This is a genomic window from Nocardioides cynanchi (assembly GCF_008761635.1).
GTDB lineage: Bacteria > Actinomycetota > Actinomycetes > Propionibacteriales > Nocardioidaceae > Nocardioides > Nocardioides cynanchi.
This window is the reverse complement of sequence record NZ_CP044344.1, coordinates 3,894,798-3,910,175: the sequence shown is the minus strand read 5'-3', so window position 1 is coordinate 3,910,175 and position 15,378 is coordinate 3,894,798. Positions and strand designations below refer to the sequence as shown.

Genomic DNA, 15,378 nt, shown 5'->3' with positions numbered 1-15,378 from the left:
GCCGGGGGTCTGCGTCGCGGCGTACGCGCCGTGCGTCAGAGGCCGGCGAAGAGGTCGGACTCCAGGCCGTCGGGGCCGAGGTCGCCCCGCTCGCCCTTGGCGATCCGGAAGAACTCCTTGCCCCACACCCGGTCCTGGAGGTTGTTGGAGAGCGCGAAGAACGGGCCGTCCACCGCGATCTGGGTGCGGTGGGCGCGCATCGCGTCCATCTTCTGCTCGACGTGGTCAGCGGCGTCGACGGCCGCCGAGAGCAGGTGGTCGGGCGTGGTCATCGGCAGCGGCCCCTCGGGGTCGAGCCCGCCGAACGCCTCGGTGTTGCCCGCCGCGCGCAGGGCACGGAGCCGCTCGCGCATCCGGGTCTCGGGCATCGCGCTCCAGTAGATCTTGGAGATCTCCCAGGGCTCGCCGAGGTCGAGACGGTACGACGGCACCGCAGCCAGCAGGGCGGCGTACATCGCCACGCGATGAGCCTGGATGTGGTCGGGGTGGCCGTAGTTGCCGAACTGGTCGTAGGTGACCAGCACCTGTGGCCGCACCTCGCGGACCACCTCCACCAGGAGGTCGGCCGCCGCGGTGAGGTCGGCGTTCCAGAAGGCGTTGTCGTGGGTGTCGTCCGCCGGGATCGCGTAGCCCTGGGGATGCCACTTCATGCCCGAGTCGCGGTAGTGGCCGAAGCCGCCGAGGAAGCGGTGGTCGGTGACCCCGAGGATGCGCATCGCCTCGTCGAGCTCCCCCCGGCGGTGCTCGCCCAGCGCGTCGTCGCGGTCGGCGGCGAGGTGCTCGAGGCCGGGGACCAGGATCTCGCCCATCTCGCCGGCGGTGCAGGTGACCAGGGTGACGCCGCGACCGTCGGCGGCGTACTTCGCCATCGTCGCGCCCTGCCCGATCGTCTCGTCGTCGGGGTGGGCGTGGACCAGCAGCAGTCGTTGGGCGGGCGCGTCGCTCATGGCGCGAGCCTAGGAGACGTCACCGACCGTCGCGGAGCAGGCCCTCGAGCTCGGGCAGGAACGGTCGGTCGGGCTCCAGCCAGTCGACCTCGTCGAGCTGCCCGGAGGCCAGCCAGCGCACCTCGCCGTGGTCGGGTCCGGGCACCGGCTCGCCCCGGGTCAGCCGGCACAGCGCCGCGCGGAGCAGATGCGTGGTGCCGATCGGCTGCTCGCCGTCGAGCCAGCGCTCGACGGCGACCGCACAGCCCAGCTCCTCGGCGATCTCGCGGACCAGGGCGGCGGCGGGCGACTCCCCGGGCTCGACCTTGCCGCCCGGGAGCTCCCACCGCCCGGCGGCCGCGGCCGGCGTCGTACGACGTGCCGCGAGCAGGCGGCCGTCCCGCACGACCGCGGCGCCCACGACCAGCCTCACGGACCGGCGACCGCCGACGCCGGCGGACGCACAGCGGGCGCCGTGGAGTCCGGGACCGCGAGGATGCCCGAGTCGAGCGCCGGAATCCCGAGGTGCGCGACGTACAGGGCGAGCCAGGCGGTGGCGAGGTTCTGCGCGGCGTACTCCTCGCGCCCGGGGTAGGTGTCCTGTCGGCTGGCCACCGCCGGGTCGACGGAGTAGGTGCGACCGTCGTCGGTGCCGCTGGTGCGCCACAGGTGGCGCTGCGCCTTCTCGTGCTGGGTCAGGGCGGCGGCGGCCGGCCAGCCGTGGGCGCCGAGGTAGGTCGAGTAGACCAGGGCGTGCGCGTCCAGGCTGACGAAGTGCGCCCGGCGCGCCCGGCCCCAGTCGTCGCCCTGCGGGTAGTAGATCGTCTGCTTCCCCCGGACGTAGACGCTGCCACCGGGCGGCGCGAAGGTCCCGCCCGCCGGACTGGTCGCGCCCGCCTGGTAGTCGACGGTGCTGAACGCGGAGTACACCAGCCCACCATTGTGGAACATCGCTGCCGGCACCCGCTGCCGGGCGAGCCGGGCGAAGTCGGCGGCCAGCCAGAGCAGCTGGACGCAGCTGGCGTAGTCCGGATGGATCCGGCCGTGGTTCTCCACGGTGCCGTCGGCGTAGGCGTTGAACCCCTCGAGCCGGTCGGCGAGGGCGACCCCGTTGACGACGGTCGAGGAGGTGTCGTCCGCCGGCACGGAGTACGCCGCCACCGCGAGCTCGGCCGCCTTCGCCCGCCACAGCGCGGCATGCGGTGCCGACGGCATCATCGAGCCGGCGAAGGAGAGGAAGGCCGCGTTCCAGGCGGAGGACTCGGCCTTGGTGTCACCCGGGGTGAGGATCGTGCCGTCCGGCAGGCCCCAGTAGGACACTCCCCGGGCCACCCAGAAGTCGGCCTCGGAGGCCACCATCGAGGCCACGTCGGCACGGGTCGCGGGGGTGAGCCGATCCCACAGCAACCACGCCGCGGCGCCGGTGAGCATCGCCCAGTGAGCGGTCTCCCAGCCGTCGCCCCAGCCGCCGGGACTGACCGAGCGGTGCTGGCACGCGATCGAGCGGACCAGCTGGTCGACGTACCGGGTGGCGGTGGTGCTGGTGGCGTCGATGTGGGCCGGGTCCGCGCCGCCGGTCCGCAGCCCGATCGCCACGGTCAGGGCGGACATCGCCGGCAGCCGGATGTTGAGCTCGTCCTCGCGGACCCCGCCGATGAGCGTCAGGTAGGGACGCGTGCTGGTCGAGCGCCACTTGGCGTCGTACTGCGCACCGAGGAGGTACCGCTCGGACTGCTGGAGCGAGCCGCGGACCTGGCGCAGGGTGCCCCTCGGTGGCGTGAAGGCGCGGTCCAGGACGGGGCTCGGCACCACCCAGGCGGGGTTGCCCACGGTTCCCGACCGCGCGGTCGGGCAGGTCGGGTCCGGCCCGGCGACCGGCACCTGCCAGGTCGTCGCCAGGTCGGTGCCGGCGCGGATCCGGTCCTCGCGGGTGGACGTCCGCGGGGCCAGGGCGGAGTTGCTGAGGAACCACGTGCTGCCCCGGGCGACCCCGATGCCGTCGGTCCCGTCACCGTCCCAGTCGCCGGTCACCGGGGCGTCACCGGCGGCGCCGTACGAGACGGTGACGGCACCGGTGGGGTCGGTGGGCGAGTTCACGAGCAGCCAGGTGCCGTCGGAGAACGTCCCGATGCCGTCCGCTCCGTCGCCGTCCCAGTCACCGGTCACCGGGTGGGCGCCAGGGCTGCCGAAGGTCACGTCCTGCCAGATCACCGGCTGCGAGTCGTCGGTGGGCAACGGGCCGAGGGCGAGGATCCACTCGCTGCCGCGGACCAGGCCGATGTCGGTGACACCGTCGCCGTTCCAGTCTCCGGTGAGCGGCAGGTCCCCGGCCTGGCCGAAGGTGGACCGGACGGCCGGGCTCCCGGTGCGCACCACGCGGTTCCAGAGCTTCCAGCGACCGTCGGTGAACAGGCCCGGCGTCTGCGCGCCGTCGCCGTCCCAGTCGCCCATGAGGCGGATGCCGTCCGCAGCCGGCCGGGGCAGGCGGTAGGTCACGACCCCACCCCCGGGCAGCGTGGCTCGCAGTCGTCGCCGGTCGGCGTACGCCGGGATGGTCACGGTCGAGCGGGACGGCGCGGCCGTGGCTTCTCCCGCGGCGATCGTCCGAGCGGCGGGCAGCAACGACATCAGCGCGCACGCGAGCGCGCCGACAACGACGAGCGGACCCCGTCTCGACACCCCATGCCCCCTTGCTCCCGGCGGTGCGGGAACCCGCCCGAGGGTATCCCGATCCGGGTCCTCCCGCGCGAGGCCGGCCGCCCGGAGCGGATCAGCGTGGGGGACGCGGCTGACGGGCGAGCTGCCGGCTCTGCGCCACCAGCCGTCCGGCGGAGTCCCAGACCTCGCAGTCCTCCTCGAACATCCCGCCGGCCAGGTTGCGGGTCTCGTGCCGCAGCTTCAGCCAGCCGGGGGCCGGCCTGGCCCGGACGTGAACGGTCAGCTCCAGGGTCGGCGCCCACCCCATCCGGCCGAGGTCGAAGGTGACCGGCGGCATCGCGTCGACGGCCAGCAGCAGGGACACCGGGTCGGGCTCCCGGTCGTCGTTGAGGCGGAACCAGCCCTGGATCAGGCCGCGCCCGCTGGGCTGCCCGACCGCCCACCCGGCCGTGGCGGGGTCGAACCTCAGGTCGAAGCGGCTCAGCAGCGGCGGCGCACTCGCCCGGAAGTCCGGTGGTGCGAGCCCCATCCCCCAGCACTCCTCGAGAGGTGGCAGCTCGGGCTCGGTGGCCGTCGTCCCCACGTCGTCGGGCAGGGAGCCGAGATCGCCGTACGTCGCGAGCGCGGCGATCCGGTGGCCACCCTCCTGGACGAGGTCGGCTGCCATCGTGGCGGTGCTGCCGCTCTCGCGGAGGAGCCGGGTGGTGACCGTCGCCGGACCCGGGCGGGACGCGGAGAGGTAGTACGCGCTGACCGTCAGGGGATCCGGATGCACGGTCGAGCCGCCCAGCGCCCGGCCCAGCACGGCCAGGAGGTAGCCGCCGTTCACCCCGCCGCCGACGACCCAGCCGGGGCTGAGGTCCGCTGCGTAGGTGCCCTCGCCGGTCGCGGTGACCGCCACATCGCGGTCGAACTCGGCGGTCATGTCGCGAGCGTAATCAGTCCCGGCTGCGGCACGATGAGGGCCGTGACCTCACGGCAGCCTCGCTGGGTGTACGACGCGGGCGACGAACCCGATCCGCGCTTCAGCCTCGCCAACGAGCGCACCTTCCTGGCCTGGGTGCGCACCTCGCTGGCGATGCTGGCCGGCGGCGTGGCGCTGCATGCCCTGACCACGTCCGGCCCGCACGGTCTGCGGACCACGCTCGCGGTCGGGCTGATCGGTCTCGGGGGCCTGGTCGGAGTGGGGGCGTTCGTGCGGTGGGCGCGGGTCGAGAAGGCGATGCGCACCCACCAGCCGCTGCCGTCGTTCGGGCTGGGCCTGACGATGGCGGCCGCGCTGCTCGTGGTCGCGGTGCTGCTGGTCGTCGTCCTGATCTGAACGGCTCCGAGGCTGGCCCCGGACGCCGTTCGACGATCGGGTCAGGCGGCGCGGTGCAGGCTCAGCCGGCGGACCAGGCTGCGCGGGCCGGAGTCGGCGTGGGCCGGGCGGTGGATCGGGAGCAGGTGGGTCTTGCCCTCGCGCTCGGCGATCAGCCGGATGGCCTCGTCGTCGTACTCGGCAGCGAGCCGGTCGGCCCGGTCGAAGTCGTCGTCGGCGACGGCGATGTTGATGGCTTCCACGAAGCCGTCGTGCAGGGTGTTCAGCTCGTCGATCAGGCGGGACATCTCGGTTCCCTTCGGTGTGTCTCTGGTGGTCACCTCCAGTGTGAACCAGATCATTGGAACGATCCAATCCCGACCGCCGTGATCTCTCTCACGACCTGCTCCGCGACGTACGACGCCGCCGAGGACCGGCTCAGGCGTCGGCCGGCGGCGGCGGGAGGTGCAGGCGCTCGTCGTCGTCGGTCAGCGCCACCCGTCCGGCGGCCTCCGGCGTCGGGCGCCGGGTGGCGCCGTGGGACGCGTAGACCCGGGCGCCCACGCGCTGCTCGCGGGCGACCGCTTCGGCAGCCTCGGCCCGGCGCATCCGCTTCGCCCGCCAGGCGGCGATCATCCCCTGGTGCCGGATCCGCAGGTCCTCGGCCAGCCCGAGGCGGAACCAGTGGGCGGCCTCGACCAGGTCGTCGTACTCCTCGATCGGGTGGGCGGGGTCCTGGGCGACGATCGCCTCGAGCACCACCTGGAAGTGCTCGTAGCGCTCGCGCGCGTCCTCGGAGAGGAACAGGCCGCCGCCGGAGTAGTACCAGGTGCGGAGATCGCGGTGCAGGCGCAGGGCGTGGCCGCGGTCGGCGTCGGTGTGCGGCCACCGGGAGACGACCCCGGTGCGCTCCCAGGCCGCCGGGTAGGTGCGGATCCGCTGGTCGCGGACACCTTCAGCGACCTTCTGCCGGTCGCTGAGCATCGCGTTGATGATCGCCAGCACCGCGGCCACAGCCAGGCCGATGATGGCGCCGAGGAGCCCGTCCACGAGATTCACTGTGGCAGAAGCGGCGCCCGGTGGGTACGGGCTGGGCATGACGAACTCACCCGCACCCGAGCACCGTGTCCCCGACGGCGTCGACGGCGCCACCGTCGACGCCGTGGGCAAGCTGACGAAGGCCCTGGAGACCACCGAGCGGGCGCGCGGCCACCTCTACGCCTTCCACCAGCTCGCCGGCGAGAGCGACCGGCGCGTGGAGGAGGCGATGCACCTGCTGCGCGACGCCGGCCACACCGCCTGGGCCGACCGGCTCGAGGACGAGCTGTTCGGACGCAACGTGCTCGAGGGTCGCTGGACCTTCCAGATCGTCGAGGAGTACGACGACGGGTACTGGACGCTGTTCCGCGAGCTCGAGGCCGCGGCCCGGGACGACCTCACCGGCGGTCGCCGGCACCTCCGCGAGGCCGGGATGAAGGAGGACCACCGCACGCACGGGCGGCCCGGGCACGAGGGCGTCCCGCCGGGCTCGAGCGGGTCGCCGGAGTAGCTCCTAGGCGCACACGCCGGCAGCGGCGGCGGCTGCCCGGGCGCGGGCGCCGGGCGGCTTCGAGTCGTGGCCCGGGTTCACCGAGCCACGGGTGAAGACGCCGAGCGGCTCGTCCTGGTCGACGATCCGCATCAGGCGATAGGCCGCGGGCAGCACCTGGACCCGCCCCCATCGCACGTCGGTGCTCGGCACGTCGTAGATCCGGTTGGGCAGCGTGACGAACCGGATGTGGCGGACGTCGATGTTGCGGAACTGCTCGGCGAGGTTCGTCAGGGACCTGACGTGAGCGATCTCGGGGTTGGTGCTGATGGACCGGGTCAGGGCGTCGGCGAAGCGGAACAGCCGGTCGGGGCGGGTCAGGGTCTCGGCCGAGACCAGCTTGTCGACCATCGAGCTGATGAACACCTGTTGGCGACGGATCCTCCCGATGTCGCTGCCGGACAGGACGTAGCGCAGGCGGACGTAGGCCAGGGCGCGGGCGCCGTCGAGGTGGACCGACGGGCCCGGCTGGAAGGTGACCTTCGCGTACTTCGGGTCCGAGAGCTCGAACGGGATGCACACGTCGACCCCACCGATGGCCGACACCATGTTCTGGAAGCCGTTGAAGTCGAGCACGACGTAGTCGTCGACGTAGATGTGGAAGTCCTGCTCCAGCTGCTCGGCCGTGCACGCCGCGCCGCCGGCGGAGTACGCGGAGTTCCACTCGACCAGCCCGGTGCCGGCGTACTCGCGGCCACGCGTGCAGTCGACCGGCTTCACCAGGGCGTCACGAGGGATGGACACCGCGTACGCCGACCGTCGGTCGGCCGCCAGGTGCACCAGGATCGTGGTGTCGGAGCAGTTGCACCCCTTCTCGCCGTCGATCGCATCGCCGGCGCCGGCCCGGCTGTCGGTGCCGAGCACCAGGATGTTCAGGGGCTCGTCGGGGACCTGCCGGTCCTGCTCCGGCACCTGCTTCTGGGTCACGTGGTCGATCGTGTCGCCCGCCCGGATGTTGGCGTCCAGACGCCGCCAGCCGGCGTACACGACGGTGGCCGTCACCAGTGCCACGACGAGCTCCGTCACCACCACCACCGTGGCCAGGCGTACTCCACGTCGCGGTCGCGGTGCTGGCGAGGGCTGGCTCATCGCCCGCAGTGTTCCAGACGCCGCCACGGACGGCCGCGTCGACATCGGGCTGCCCGGTCGAGCGGCCCGCCGACCTACCCCTGCGCTGCGGTGAGCACGGCTCCGAGCAGCGCCAGGCAGGCGAAGCCGGCGCGCCAGCGGTCGACGACCAGCAGTCGTCTCAGCAGGCGCGGCTCGGGCGTCGCCAGCCGGCCGTGCGTCGGCGCAGCCGCCACCGCGGTGACCAGCATCGCGCCCCAGGCCCCGACCAGACCGAGCCAGGCGGCGGCGTCGCGGTGGTGGACGACGAAGAACGCCGAGGTGAGCACCAGGGCGGCGTACAGCACGACCACGAGCGGGACGATCCCCCGGCTGTGCCGGGCGTGCGCCTCCGTCCACCGCTCCGGCCCGACCCGCACCAGCGTCGGGTAGACCAAGGCGGTGACGGTCAGCTGGAACCCGGCATGAGCAGCCGTCGCCACCACGAACGCCGTCGTGCTCGCGTCGGAGGCGTTCATCGGCTGCTCAAGTCGTGGTGGGACACATCGAGATCATGCCAACCCTCGGGATGAGGCAATGGAGTCCCCGGGTTTGTACGACGTGTCGGCAGGCGATGTCTGCCGCGTCACGGACAGTCGTTGTCTACCGGGCTCGCGCTCTGAGGAGTTGCCCGGGCCATGATCTGGCTCCAGTGCTGCATGTAGAAGCTCCATACGCTGCTGGCGTCTGTCGAATGAGCGTCGTCGTAGCCGAGAGTGGCGTTTCCGCCGCTCGTGTAGAAGCCGTCGCTGAAGTCCTGCGTACTGCTGAAGACGGCATGACGCAGGGAATAGGTGCCGGACGCGTTGCGCAGGCGAGCGTCGACGAGGATCAGCTTGTCGTGCGAGGCGAACGTCTCCGAGAGGCCACTGGCCACCGGGACGACCGACCGAACCACATCGGGATGGAAGAGATGACCGGCTCCTGATACCGGAGCCGTTTCGACGTACTTCTCGTCCGAGCAGGTCGCCACCGCCACCTTGACGGTGCACCCGTCGTTCAGCGCGTTGACCAGAGCCTGCCGCAGCGCGTCCCGACCGCTGAACGAGGGGTTGGCGACGTACAGCGTGCGATGGTCGACGTTCGAGCAGTCGACACTGTTGACGATGTCGGCGAGGTCGTCCGACGACCCGGACCCCGTGCCCTTGGGCGTGAAGCTGGTGATGTCGACCGTCGGCGCCGTCGGGGACGCCCACGGCTGGATGTGCTTCGGTTGCAGCGTGACGCCCGTCCAGGCGTTGGACTTCAGATCGTTGAAGTACTCGACGTACTGGCTCGTCAACGTCGGACTGTTGTGGACCTCGAACGCGCTCTGGATCCTTGAGTCCTGGTTGCCGTGCTGGTTCATCGACGTCTGTACCACGACAGGGTCGTTGGCGCGCTGGATGACCAGGAACTTGTTGTGCATGATCGAGGAGCTGTTCGAGATCAGGCAGCGGCCCCCGCCGGACGGCAGTGGCGTCGTGGCCAAGCGGTGCAGACCGTGACGTTCACGCCCGCGGCTCGGAGGTTGGTCACGGCTTGGGCACCGGACGTGGAGTCCAGGCTGTCCTTGTCGACCACCACGTTGACGGTGGCCGCCTGTGTGTTCTTCGCTGCGATCAGGGCATCGACCACGGTGCTGTACGAAAGCCGATAGAAGGCGGCGTCGACAGTGTCTCCCGAGGTCGCGGTGCCGAGGACGGCGGCCAGTTCGTTCGTGATCGAGCGGTCCGGGGTGACCGTGGTGCCCGAGAAGGTGGGCCACGTGAAGCAGGACCTGACCGTGAAGCTCTGGGTGGTGACCGGCGTCTGGTCGAAGCAGTTCCCGGTAATGGTGGCATGCGCTGCTACGGGCGAAGCGACGGTCGCGCACATGGCGACCACGGCGGACATGACGGTCACAAGACTCAAGCGGACTGACATGAACTTCTGCATGGAGACTCCCGAGTGACGGCCCTGTGTGAGACGCCACCGCCTCCGGCCGGGAGCGAGACGTTAGACCTCAGCGCGATCAGCGTCAACGGGTCGGTTGACCAGAAGTGCGTTCAGACGTTGAAGCGGAACTCGACGACGTCGCCGTCGGCCATCACGTAGTCCTTGCCCTCCATGCGGACGCGACCGGCCTCCTTGACCTTCTGCATCGAGCCCGCGGCGACCAGGTCGTCGTACGAGACGATCTCGGCCTTGATGAAGCCGCGCTGGAAGTCGGTGTGGATGACGCCGGCCGCCTCGGGGGCGGTGGCGCCCTTGGTGATCGTCCAGGCCCGCGTCTCCTTGGGGCCGGCGGTGAGATAGGTCTGGAGACCGAGGGTGTCGAAGCCGACCCGGGCGAGCTGGTCGAGGCCGGACTCCTCGATGCCCATCTCGTGCAGCATCTCGTGGGCCTCGGCGTCGTCGTCGAGCTCGACCAGCTCGGACTCGAACTTGGCGTCGAGGAAGATCGCCTCGGAGGGTGCGACGAGCGCCTGCATCCTCTGTTTGAGCTCGTCGTCGCCGAGCTCGTCGGCATCGCAGTTGAAGACGTAGATGAACGGCTTGGCCGTCAGCAGGCTGAGCTCGCGGATCAGGGCCCGGTCGATGGTCGTGTTGATCACCGGCGTGCCGGCCTCGAGGGCGGCCAGTGCCTCCCGAGCGGCGTCGAGGTTGGCGGTCAGCGACTTGTTGCCGCGCGCCTCCTTCTCCAGCCGCGGGATCGCCTTCTCGACGGTCTGGAGGTCGGCCAGGATCAGCTCGGTCTGGATCGTGCCGAGGTCGGACTCCGGGTTCACCTCGCCGTCGACGTGGGTGACGTCCTCGTCGCGGAAGACCCGGGTGACCTGGCAGATCGCCGCCGACTCGCGGATGTGGGAGAGGAACTTGTTGCCCAGCCCCTCACCCTCCGACGCCCCACGGACGATGCCGGCGATGTCCACGAACTCGACGGTCGCGGGCAGGATCCGGGCCGATCCGAAGAGCTCGGCCAGCGGCTGGAGCCGCTCGTCGGGGACGCCGACGACGCCGACGTTCGGCTCGATCGTGGCGAACGGGTAGTTCGCGGCGAGCACGTCGTTCTTGGTCAGCGCGTTGAAGAGAGTCGACTTGCCCGCGTTGGGGAGACCGACGATGCCGATGGTGAGAGCCACGTTCGACGAGTTTAGGGGCGGCACGGGCCGCGCCCCGATTCCTCGACGGCTTTCACCCTGCGGGTGCAGACTCGCCCCATGACGACACCGGGCGAGCGGTGGGTGGCCGCGATCGCTGCGCGGGACTCGGCCGGCCTCCAGGCCCTGCTCGCCCCCGACGTCGACTTCCGGGGCCTGACGCCTCGCCGGGTCTTCGAGGGTACGACGCCGGGTGAGGTGCGCGACGTCGTCCTGGGCACGTGGTTCGGCGAGGGCGTCTCCATCGACCGGGTCGAGGAGGTGACCACCGACGTGGTGGGCGACACCCGCCGGGTGGGCTACCGCTTCCTCACCACCACCGCCGACGGGCCGCACCTGATCGAGCAGCAGGCCTACTACCGCGGCGGGATCGAGACCATCGACTTCCTGCGGATCGTCTGCTCCGGTTACCGGCCCGTCGCTCCCTGACCGGCTCCGAGCAGCTCGCCGCGCCGGGTCCAGGCGAACCGCAGCACGGTCAGTGAGAACGCCCACGTGATCGCCACGATCACCGCCTCGAACGCTCCCCCGCCGCCCTTGGCGAAGATCCCGTGCTCCAGGTCGTAGAGCAGGTCGAGGCTGCCGAGGTAGAGCCCGGCGGCGCCGGTGGCGATCAGCCAGAGCAGCGCGCTCGGGTGTCGTCGTACCAACGTGACCAGGGCGAGCATGCAGGCCAGGCCGAGCCACAGGTCGGCCAGCGGGAAGGCGTTCTCGAAGTCGTAGTAGGCCTGCGTGTGCTCACTGGCCAGCCAGTCGCGCTGGGTGAACCAGATCGACCAGTAGGCCACGTCCAGCCCGATCGCGACCACGAGCATGACGACCACGGTGCGCCTCATGCCGGGCATCCAACCAGTCCCCACCCAGCCGCGAGCAACCCGACCGTCCGGGTCCGGGCACCCGTTCGATGTCGACCGGCACCACGAGCGGTCGGTCGTCGTACGACGACGGCGCCCGGCTCTCGAGGAGAGCCGGGCGCCGGCGGGGTGCGGGGGGTGGAGGCAGGTGCCGGGTCAGCCGTCGCTGCCGTGGTCGTCGCCGCCGCCGTGGTGGCCACCGTCGTCGCTGCCGTCGTGGCCACCGGAAGTGTCACCGCCGTTGTCGTCGCCGGGCTCGCTCTGCCCGCCGTTGTCGTCACCGGGCTCCGGCGAGTCGGTCACCCCGCCGTTGTCGTCGCCGGGCTCGGGCTCGCCGTTGCCGCCGTTGTCGTCGCCGGGCTCCGGGGCATCGGTCACGCCGCCGTTGTCGTCACCAGGCTCCGGCGCATTGCTCAGACCGCCGTTGTCGTCCCCCGGCTCGGGCTCGCCGTTGCCGCCGTTGTCGTCACCGGGCTCGGTGCTCGTCGAGCCGCTGTGCGCACCGGTCGAGGCGTGGCGGTGGTGCGTGGTCGGGTCGTCGGCGCCGTGGCGCCGGTGGTGGCCGGCCGGGTCGTCGGCCCCGTGCCGGGCGGTGGTGCGGACATGTGCGGCCGGGCTGTCGTCGGTGGCGGCGTTGGCCGCCCAGGCACCCAGGCCCGAGGTGGCCACGAGGGCTCCGGCGGCAGCGAGGTACGTGAGGCGCTTCATGGTGTGCTCCTTGGAAAGGGGTCGTTCTCCGATGCCCCTACGGTGTCGCGAACGCGGTCGGAGTTGCCATGGGACGGTGGTTTTAGCACCAACGGCAGGGGTCCACCGGTCAGAGCGACATCCGGCGTAGCGGTGCGCGGTCCCGTACGACGGTGCGCTCCACGGTCAGCTCCGGGCCGACGTGGACCAGCTCGCCGGGTGCCACCTCGTCCCAGCCCGGGTCGTCGTCCAGACGCTCGCTGGCGACCACGACGTGCGGCGGCGCGTGGTCGGCGGTGACCCGGGTGCCGGCCCGGCTCTCGCGCGCCACCGATCCGGCGTCGCTCTGGAGGAGGTGGAGCGCGTGCGTCTCCGGGTAGCGCAGGGCCCACAGGTCGTACGGCGTGGTGAGCACGACGTTGAGGGCCAGCACCGGGAGATGGTCGGCGACCCAGTCGACGGCACGGACCAGCCCGTCGGCGACGTCGCCGGTGCGACGGACCTCGCGGGTGACCAGGGCGAAGAACCGCTCGGAGTCGGTGTCGCCCTCCACCAGGGACAGGTCGTCGCCCAGGTGCTCCTCCAGCAGCGGGAGGTCGCCGAAGCCGCCGTTGTGGGCCAGGATCCGGCCGTCCATGGCGAACGGGTGGGTGTTGCGCAGGGCCACCGCACCCTGGCTGGCATGCCGCACGTGACCGACCCACGTGGTCGACTCGAGCTCGCGCGCCTCGCGGGCGAAGTCGAGGTCGTCGTCCGCCGCGAGGGGCTGGCGCAGCAGCTGCGGTCGGCCGTCGGCGTCGAAGATCCCCAGCCCGGTGCCGTCGGGGTTGGCCCGCGACTGCACGTCGAGGCTGTCGGGGGCGTCCAGCAGCCAGAACGTCGCCCGGACCGGGCGTCGTCCACCGGACATGCCGAACAGCCTGCACACGCCTCCACCCTGCCACGCGACCCCCCTAGGGTGGTCGGGTGCGGATCGCCACCTGGAACGTCAACTCCCTGCGCTCGCGGATCGACCGGGTCGAGGCCTTCCTCCTGCGACACGACATCGACGTGCTGGCCTGCCAGGAGACCAAGGCCCGCGAGGAGCAGCTGCCCCTGATGGGGCTCCAGGCCGCGGGGTACGACGTCGCGGCCGCGGGCACCAGCCAGTGGAACGGCGTCGCCCTGATCAGCCGGGTCGGCCTCGAGGACGTCCAGGTCGGCTTCGAGGGCATGCCGGGGTACGGCGACCCGCTCGAGGCCGAGGCCCGGGCGATCGCGGCGACCTGTGGCGGCGTACGGATCTGGTCGCTCTACGTGCCCAACGGCCGCAAGCCCGACGACCCGCACTACGTCTACAAGCTGGACTGGCTGAGCCGGCTGCGCGACGCCGCCGGCTCGTGGCTGGGCGACCAGACCGCCCTGGTCGGCGACTGGAACATCTGCCCGACCGACGCCGACGTCTTCGACGTCACCCAGTTCAAGAACTCCACCCACGTCACCCCGCCGGAGCGAGCGGCGTTCCAGGCGTTCCTCGACGACGGGTACGCCGAGGTGACGCGTGCCCACGCGCCGGGCTACACCTACTGGGACTACTACCGCCAGCGCTTCGAGCGGGACCGCGGCCTGAAGATCGACTTCGTGCTCGCCACCCCGTCCCTGGCCGGGCGGGTCACCGGGGCCTTCATCGACCGCGAGGAGCGGGCCGGCCAGGGCGCGTCCGACCATGCGCCCGTCGTCGTGGATCTCTCCGACTGAGCGCGGTCAGCAGGCCGTCTTGAACGACAGGTGGTCGACCCAGGTGACGTCGTGGGTCCCGCCGGCGTCGGTGAGCGTGAGCACCACACCGCGGGTCGCCAAGGGCAGCGCGTCGGGGTAGACCCGCAGGTGCAGGAAGACGTTGTACGACGTACCGGCGACCAGGCCCGCTCCGGCGGCGGACACTCGTTGGCTCCACTGGATGCTGGTGCCCTGGGTGACCGTCGACCAGTCCGTGGCCCCGACGACGATCCCGGTGCCTCGCACCGGGGCGGCCGGCGCCACCCAGGCCCCAACCACCTGCACGCCGTCGGCGTAGGTGACCGCCGCCTTCGAGAGCGTGACCGCGGTCGACGGCGTGACCACGACCGGGTAGTAGTAGAAGTCCACCGGCGTGCTGCCGGTGACGTTGAAGCAGTTGTGCGAGTGCGGGCCGTTGGACCTCGGGAAGAAGGCGAGCGTCGGCGTCGAGCCCGTGGTCGGTGCGCTGGTCGGCTCGGAGGTCGCGGGCGTGGTCGCCGGGCTCGTGGCCTCGGTCGAGGGGGACGTGCTGTGGGACGCGTGGGTGCGGGAGTGCTGTGCGGTCGGCTCCGGCGAGCTGGAGCCGAAGCACCCCGACAGCAGGGCGCACGCGCCCACCGCGAGCGCCGTCGTACGCAGTCCGTGCCTCATGGGGGCAAGGTAACGCGGAACCACAGCCGGTTCGGGGCACCGTGCCGCGCGTCCCTCAGGTCCCGTCGGCCAGCGCCGCGCAGAGGGCGGCGGTGTCACCGTCGAAGAGCATCTTCGGGCCGTGGTCGACCAGCACGTCACCCTCCGAGGAGAACGTCAGCATCCCCGAGTCGTGCACGAGAGCTCCGCCGCCCGGGGTCGTCACCGAATAGAGGTTGCCGGTGAACCGCGAGGTGATGCTGCCGAAGTCGCCGGGCACGGCGAAGCTGTCGGACTCGGTGAGATCGGTGCGGTAGGCGATCGACGTACCGGTCACCGAGTTGTAGAGCACGTTCAACGGATCGCCGACCGGGTAGTTGTCGTGCAGCACGCGCCGGACCAGGTTGCCGTCCCGGTCGTAGTAGCGCGCGCCGGTCTCGTTGTCGTGACCGTTCTCGAGGATGTCGAAGCCCTGCGGGCAGCTGCCGTCGACGCCGGCGAGGTGCTGGAAGGACATCGAGCCGTGGCAGACCGTGCCACTGCCGGTGCCGCGACAGGTGTACCAGTCGGGCGGCGGCGGGGTGAGGGTGGCGCCGACTGTCGCGGCGGCACCCGGCCCGGCGAGCAGCGCCGCCGACGCCACGGCCGGTACGACGACGAGCCCTAGGGCCAGCGTACGTGCGCTCGCTCGGAGCGGGTTGCAGTGCCATGTCTTCATCGAGACCTCCAGGCCGTCCCGGCCCGGACC

At 71.7% G+C, this 15,378-nt stretch carries 20 protein-coding genes; 4 read left to right on the top strand and 16 right to left on the bottom strand.

Annotated features, from left to right (window positions below):
* Nucleotides 1–35: 35 nt before the first annotated feature.
* From mshB to E3N83_RS18925, 4 genes are all read right to left on the bottom strand, one after another.
* The gene (mshB, locus tag E3N83_RS18940; RefSeq protein ID WP_151084671.1) at nucleotides 36–947 is read right to left on the bottom strand and encodes an N-acetyl-1-D-myo-inositol-2-amino-2-deoxy-alpha-D-glucopyranoside deacetylase; all 912 of its coding nucleotides are present in this window, start codon (nucleotides 945–947) and stop codon (nucleotides 36–38) included.
* A 19-nt stretch (nucleotides 948–966) separates the two neighbouring features.
* Nucleotides 967–1,347, bottom strand: coding sequence for an NUDIX domain-containing protein (locus E3N83_RS18935; protein ID WP_238342980.1), 381 nt, complete (start codon nucleotides 1,345–1,347; stop codon nucleotides 967–969).
* Nucleotides 1,348–1,355: 8 nt separating this feature from the next.
* A complete protein-coding gene (locus E3N83_RS18930; protein WP_151084669.1) occupies nucleotides 1,356–3,554 on the bottom strand; it encodes a hypothetical protein in 2,199 nt (732 codons plus the stop codon).
* 142 nt (nucleotides 3,555–3,696) lie between these two features.
* Nucleotides 3,697–4,509, bottom strand: a complete 813-nt coding sequence (locus E3N83_RS18925; RefSeq protein WP_151084668.1) for a thioesterase family protein — start codon at nucleotides 4,507–4,509, stop codon at nucleotides 3,697–3,699.
* A 42-nt stretch (nucleotides 4,510–4,551) separates the two neighbouring features.
* Here E3N83_RS18925 and E3N83_RS18920 point away from each other — a divergent pair, with 42 nt between their 5' ends.
* Nucleotides 4,552–4,905 carry a YidH family protein gene (locus E3N83_RS18920; RefSeq protein WP_238342979.1) on the top strand — a complete coding sequence of 118 codons (354 nt, stop codon included), beginning with the start codon at nucleotides 4,552–4,554 and terminating at the stop codon, nucleotides 4,903–4,905.
* 41 nt (nucleotides 4,906–4,946) lie between these two features.
* Here the strand turns inward: E3N83_RS18920 and E3N83_RS18915 are convergent, their stop codons facing one another.
* Both E3N83_RS18915 and E3N83_RS18910 read right to left on the bottom strand, forming a co-directional pair.
* On the bottom strand, nucleotides 4,947–5,192 hold the full coding sequence (locus E3N83_RS18915) for a hypothetical protein (RefSeq protein WP_151084666.1): 246 nt from the start codon (nucleotides 5,190–5,192) through the stop codon (nucleotides 4,947–4,949).
* 130 nt (nucleotides 5,193–5,322) lie between these two features.
* Nucleotides 5,323–5,934 carry a hypothetical protein gene (locus E3N83_RS18910; RefSeq protein WP_151084665.1) on the bottom strand — a complete coding sequence of 204 codons (612 nt, stop codon included), beginning with the start codon at nucleotides 5,932–5,934 and terminating at the stop codon, nucleotides 5,323–5,325.
* A gap of 46 nt (nucleotides 5,935–5,980) precedes the next feature.
* Between E3N83_RS18910 and E3N83_RS18905 the strand changes: the two genes are divergently transcribed.
* Nucleotides 5,981–6,433, top strand: a complete 453-nt coding sequence (locus E3N83_RS18905; RefSeq protein ID WP_151084664.1) for a hypothetical protein — start codon at nucleotides 5,981–5,983, stop codon at nucleotides 6,431–6,433.
* Nucleotides 6,434–6,436: 3 nt separating this feature from the next.
* On the opposite strand, the gene E3N83_RS18900 is transcribed toward E3N83_RS18905, so the two are convergent.
* The 5 genes from E3N83_RS18900 to ychF form a co-directional block, all read right to left on the bottom strand.
* Nucleotides 6,437–7,561, bottom strand: coding sequence for an LCP family protein (locus E3N83_RS18900; RefSeq protein WP_191907872.1), 1,125 nt, complete (start codon nucleotides 7,559–7,561; stop codon nucleotides 6,437–6,439).
* 74 nt (nucleotides 7,562–7,635) lie between these two features.
* Nucleotides 7,636–8,058, bottom strand: a complete 423-nt coding sequence (locus E3N83_RS18895; protein ID WP_151084662.1) for a hypothetical protein — start codon at nucleotides 8,056–8,058, stop codon at nucleotides 7,636–7,638.
* Between the two features lie 107 nt (nucleotides 8,059–8,165).
* Nucleotides 8,166–8,927: a phospholipase D-like domain-containing protein gene (locus E3N83_RS18890; protein ID WP_151084661.1), complete on the bottom strand. Its 762-nt coding sequence runs from the start codon at nucleotides 8,925–8,927 to the stop codon at nucleotides 8,166–8,168.
* Nucleotides 8,928–9,007: 80 nt separating this feature from the next.
* Nucleotides 9,008–9,496, bottom strand: coding sequence for a phospholipase D-like domain-containing protein (locus E3N83_RS18885; protein WP_151084660.1), 489 nt, complete (start codon nucleotides 9,494–9,496; stop codon nucleotides 9,008–9,010).
* 110 nt (nucleotides 9,497–9,606) lie between these two features.
* Nucleotides 9,607–10,683: a redox-regulated ATPase YchF gene (gene ychF, locus E3N83_RS18880; RefSeq protein WP_151084659.1), complete on the bottom strand. Its 1,077-nt coding sequence runs from the start codon at nucleotides 10,681–10,683 to the stop codon at nucleotides 9,607–9,609.
* A 78-nt stretch (nucleotides 10,684–10,761) separates the two neighbouring features.
* On the opposite strand from ychF, the gene E3N83_RS18875 reads away from it, so the two are divergent.
* Complete coding sequence (locus E3N83_RS18875; RefSeq protein WP_151084658.1) at nucleotides 10,762–11,130, top strand: nuclear transport factor 2 family protein; 369 nt, start codon at nucleotides 10,762–10,764, stop codon at nucleotides 11,128–11,130.
* Here the strand turns inward: E3N83_RS18875 and E3N83_RS18870 are convergent.
* The 3 genes from E3N83_RS18870 to E3N83_RS18860 all read right to left on the bottom strand — a co-directional run bounded on the left by E3N83_RS18870 (nucleotide 11,109) and on the right by E3N83_RS18860 (nucleotide 13,170).
* Nucleotides 11,109–11,537: a hypothetical protein gene (locus tag E3N83_RS18870; protein ID WP_151084657.1), complete on the bottom strand. Its 429-nt coding sequence runs from the start codon at nucleotides 11,535–11,537 to the stop codon at nucleotides 11,109–11,111. The genes E3N83_RS18875 and E3N83_RS18870 overlap by 22 nt on opposite strands.
* 174 nt (nucleotides 11,538–11,711) lie before the next feature.
* Nucleotides 11,712–12,263, bottom strand: a complete 552-nt coding sequence (locus E3N83_RS18865; protein ID WP_151084656.1) for a hypothetical protein — start codon at nucleotides 12,261–12,263, stop codon at nucleotides 11,712–11,714.
* A gap of 109 nt (nucleotides 12,264–12,372) precedes the next feature.
* Nucleotides 12,373–13,170: a class II glutamine amidotransferase gene (locus tag E3N83_RS18860; RefSeq protein ID WP_151084655.1), complete on the bottom strand. Its 798-nt coding sequence runs from the start codon at nucleotides 13,168–13,170 to the stop codon at nucleotides 12,373–12,375.
* A 38-nt stretch (nucleotides 13,171–13,208) separates the two neighbouring features.
* Here E3N83_RS18860 and E3N83_RS18855 point away from each other — a divergent pair, with 38 nt between their 5' ends.
* On the top strand, nucleotides 13,209–13,979 hold the full coding sequence (locus tag E3N83_RS18855) for an exodeoxyribonuclease III (RefSeq protein ID WP_151084654.1): 771 nt from the start codon (nucleotides 13,209–13,211) through the stop codon (nucleotides 13,977–13,979).
* Between the two features lie 6 nt (nucleotides 13,980–13,985).
* Here the strand turns inward: E3N83_RS18855 and E3N83_RS18850 are convergent, their stop codons facing one another.
* A complete protein-coding gene (locus E3N83_RS18850; protein WP_151084653.1) occupies nucleotides 13,986–14,651 on the bottom strand; it encodes a hypothetical protein in 666 nt (221 codons plus the stop codon).
* Between the two features lie 55 nt (nucleotides 14,652–14,706).
* A complete protein-coding gene (locus E3N83_RS18845) occupies nucleotides 14,707–15,348 on the bottom strand; it encodes a hypothetical protein (RefSeq protein ID WP_151084652.1) in 642 nt (213 codons plus the stop codon).
* Between the last annotated feature and the right edge of the window lie 30 nt (nucleotides 15,349–15,378).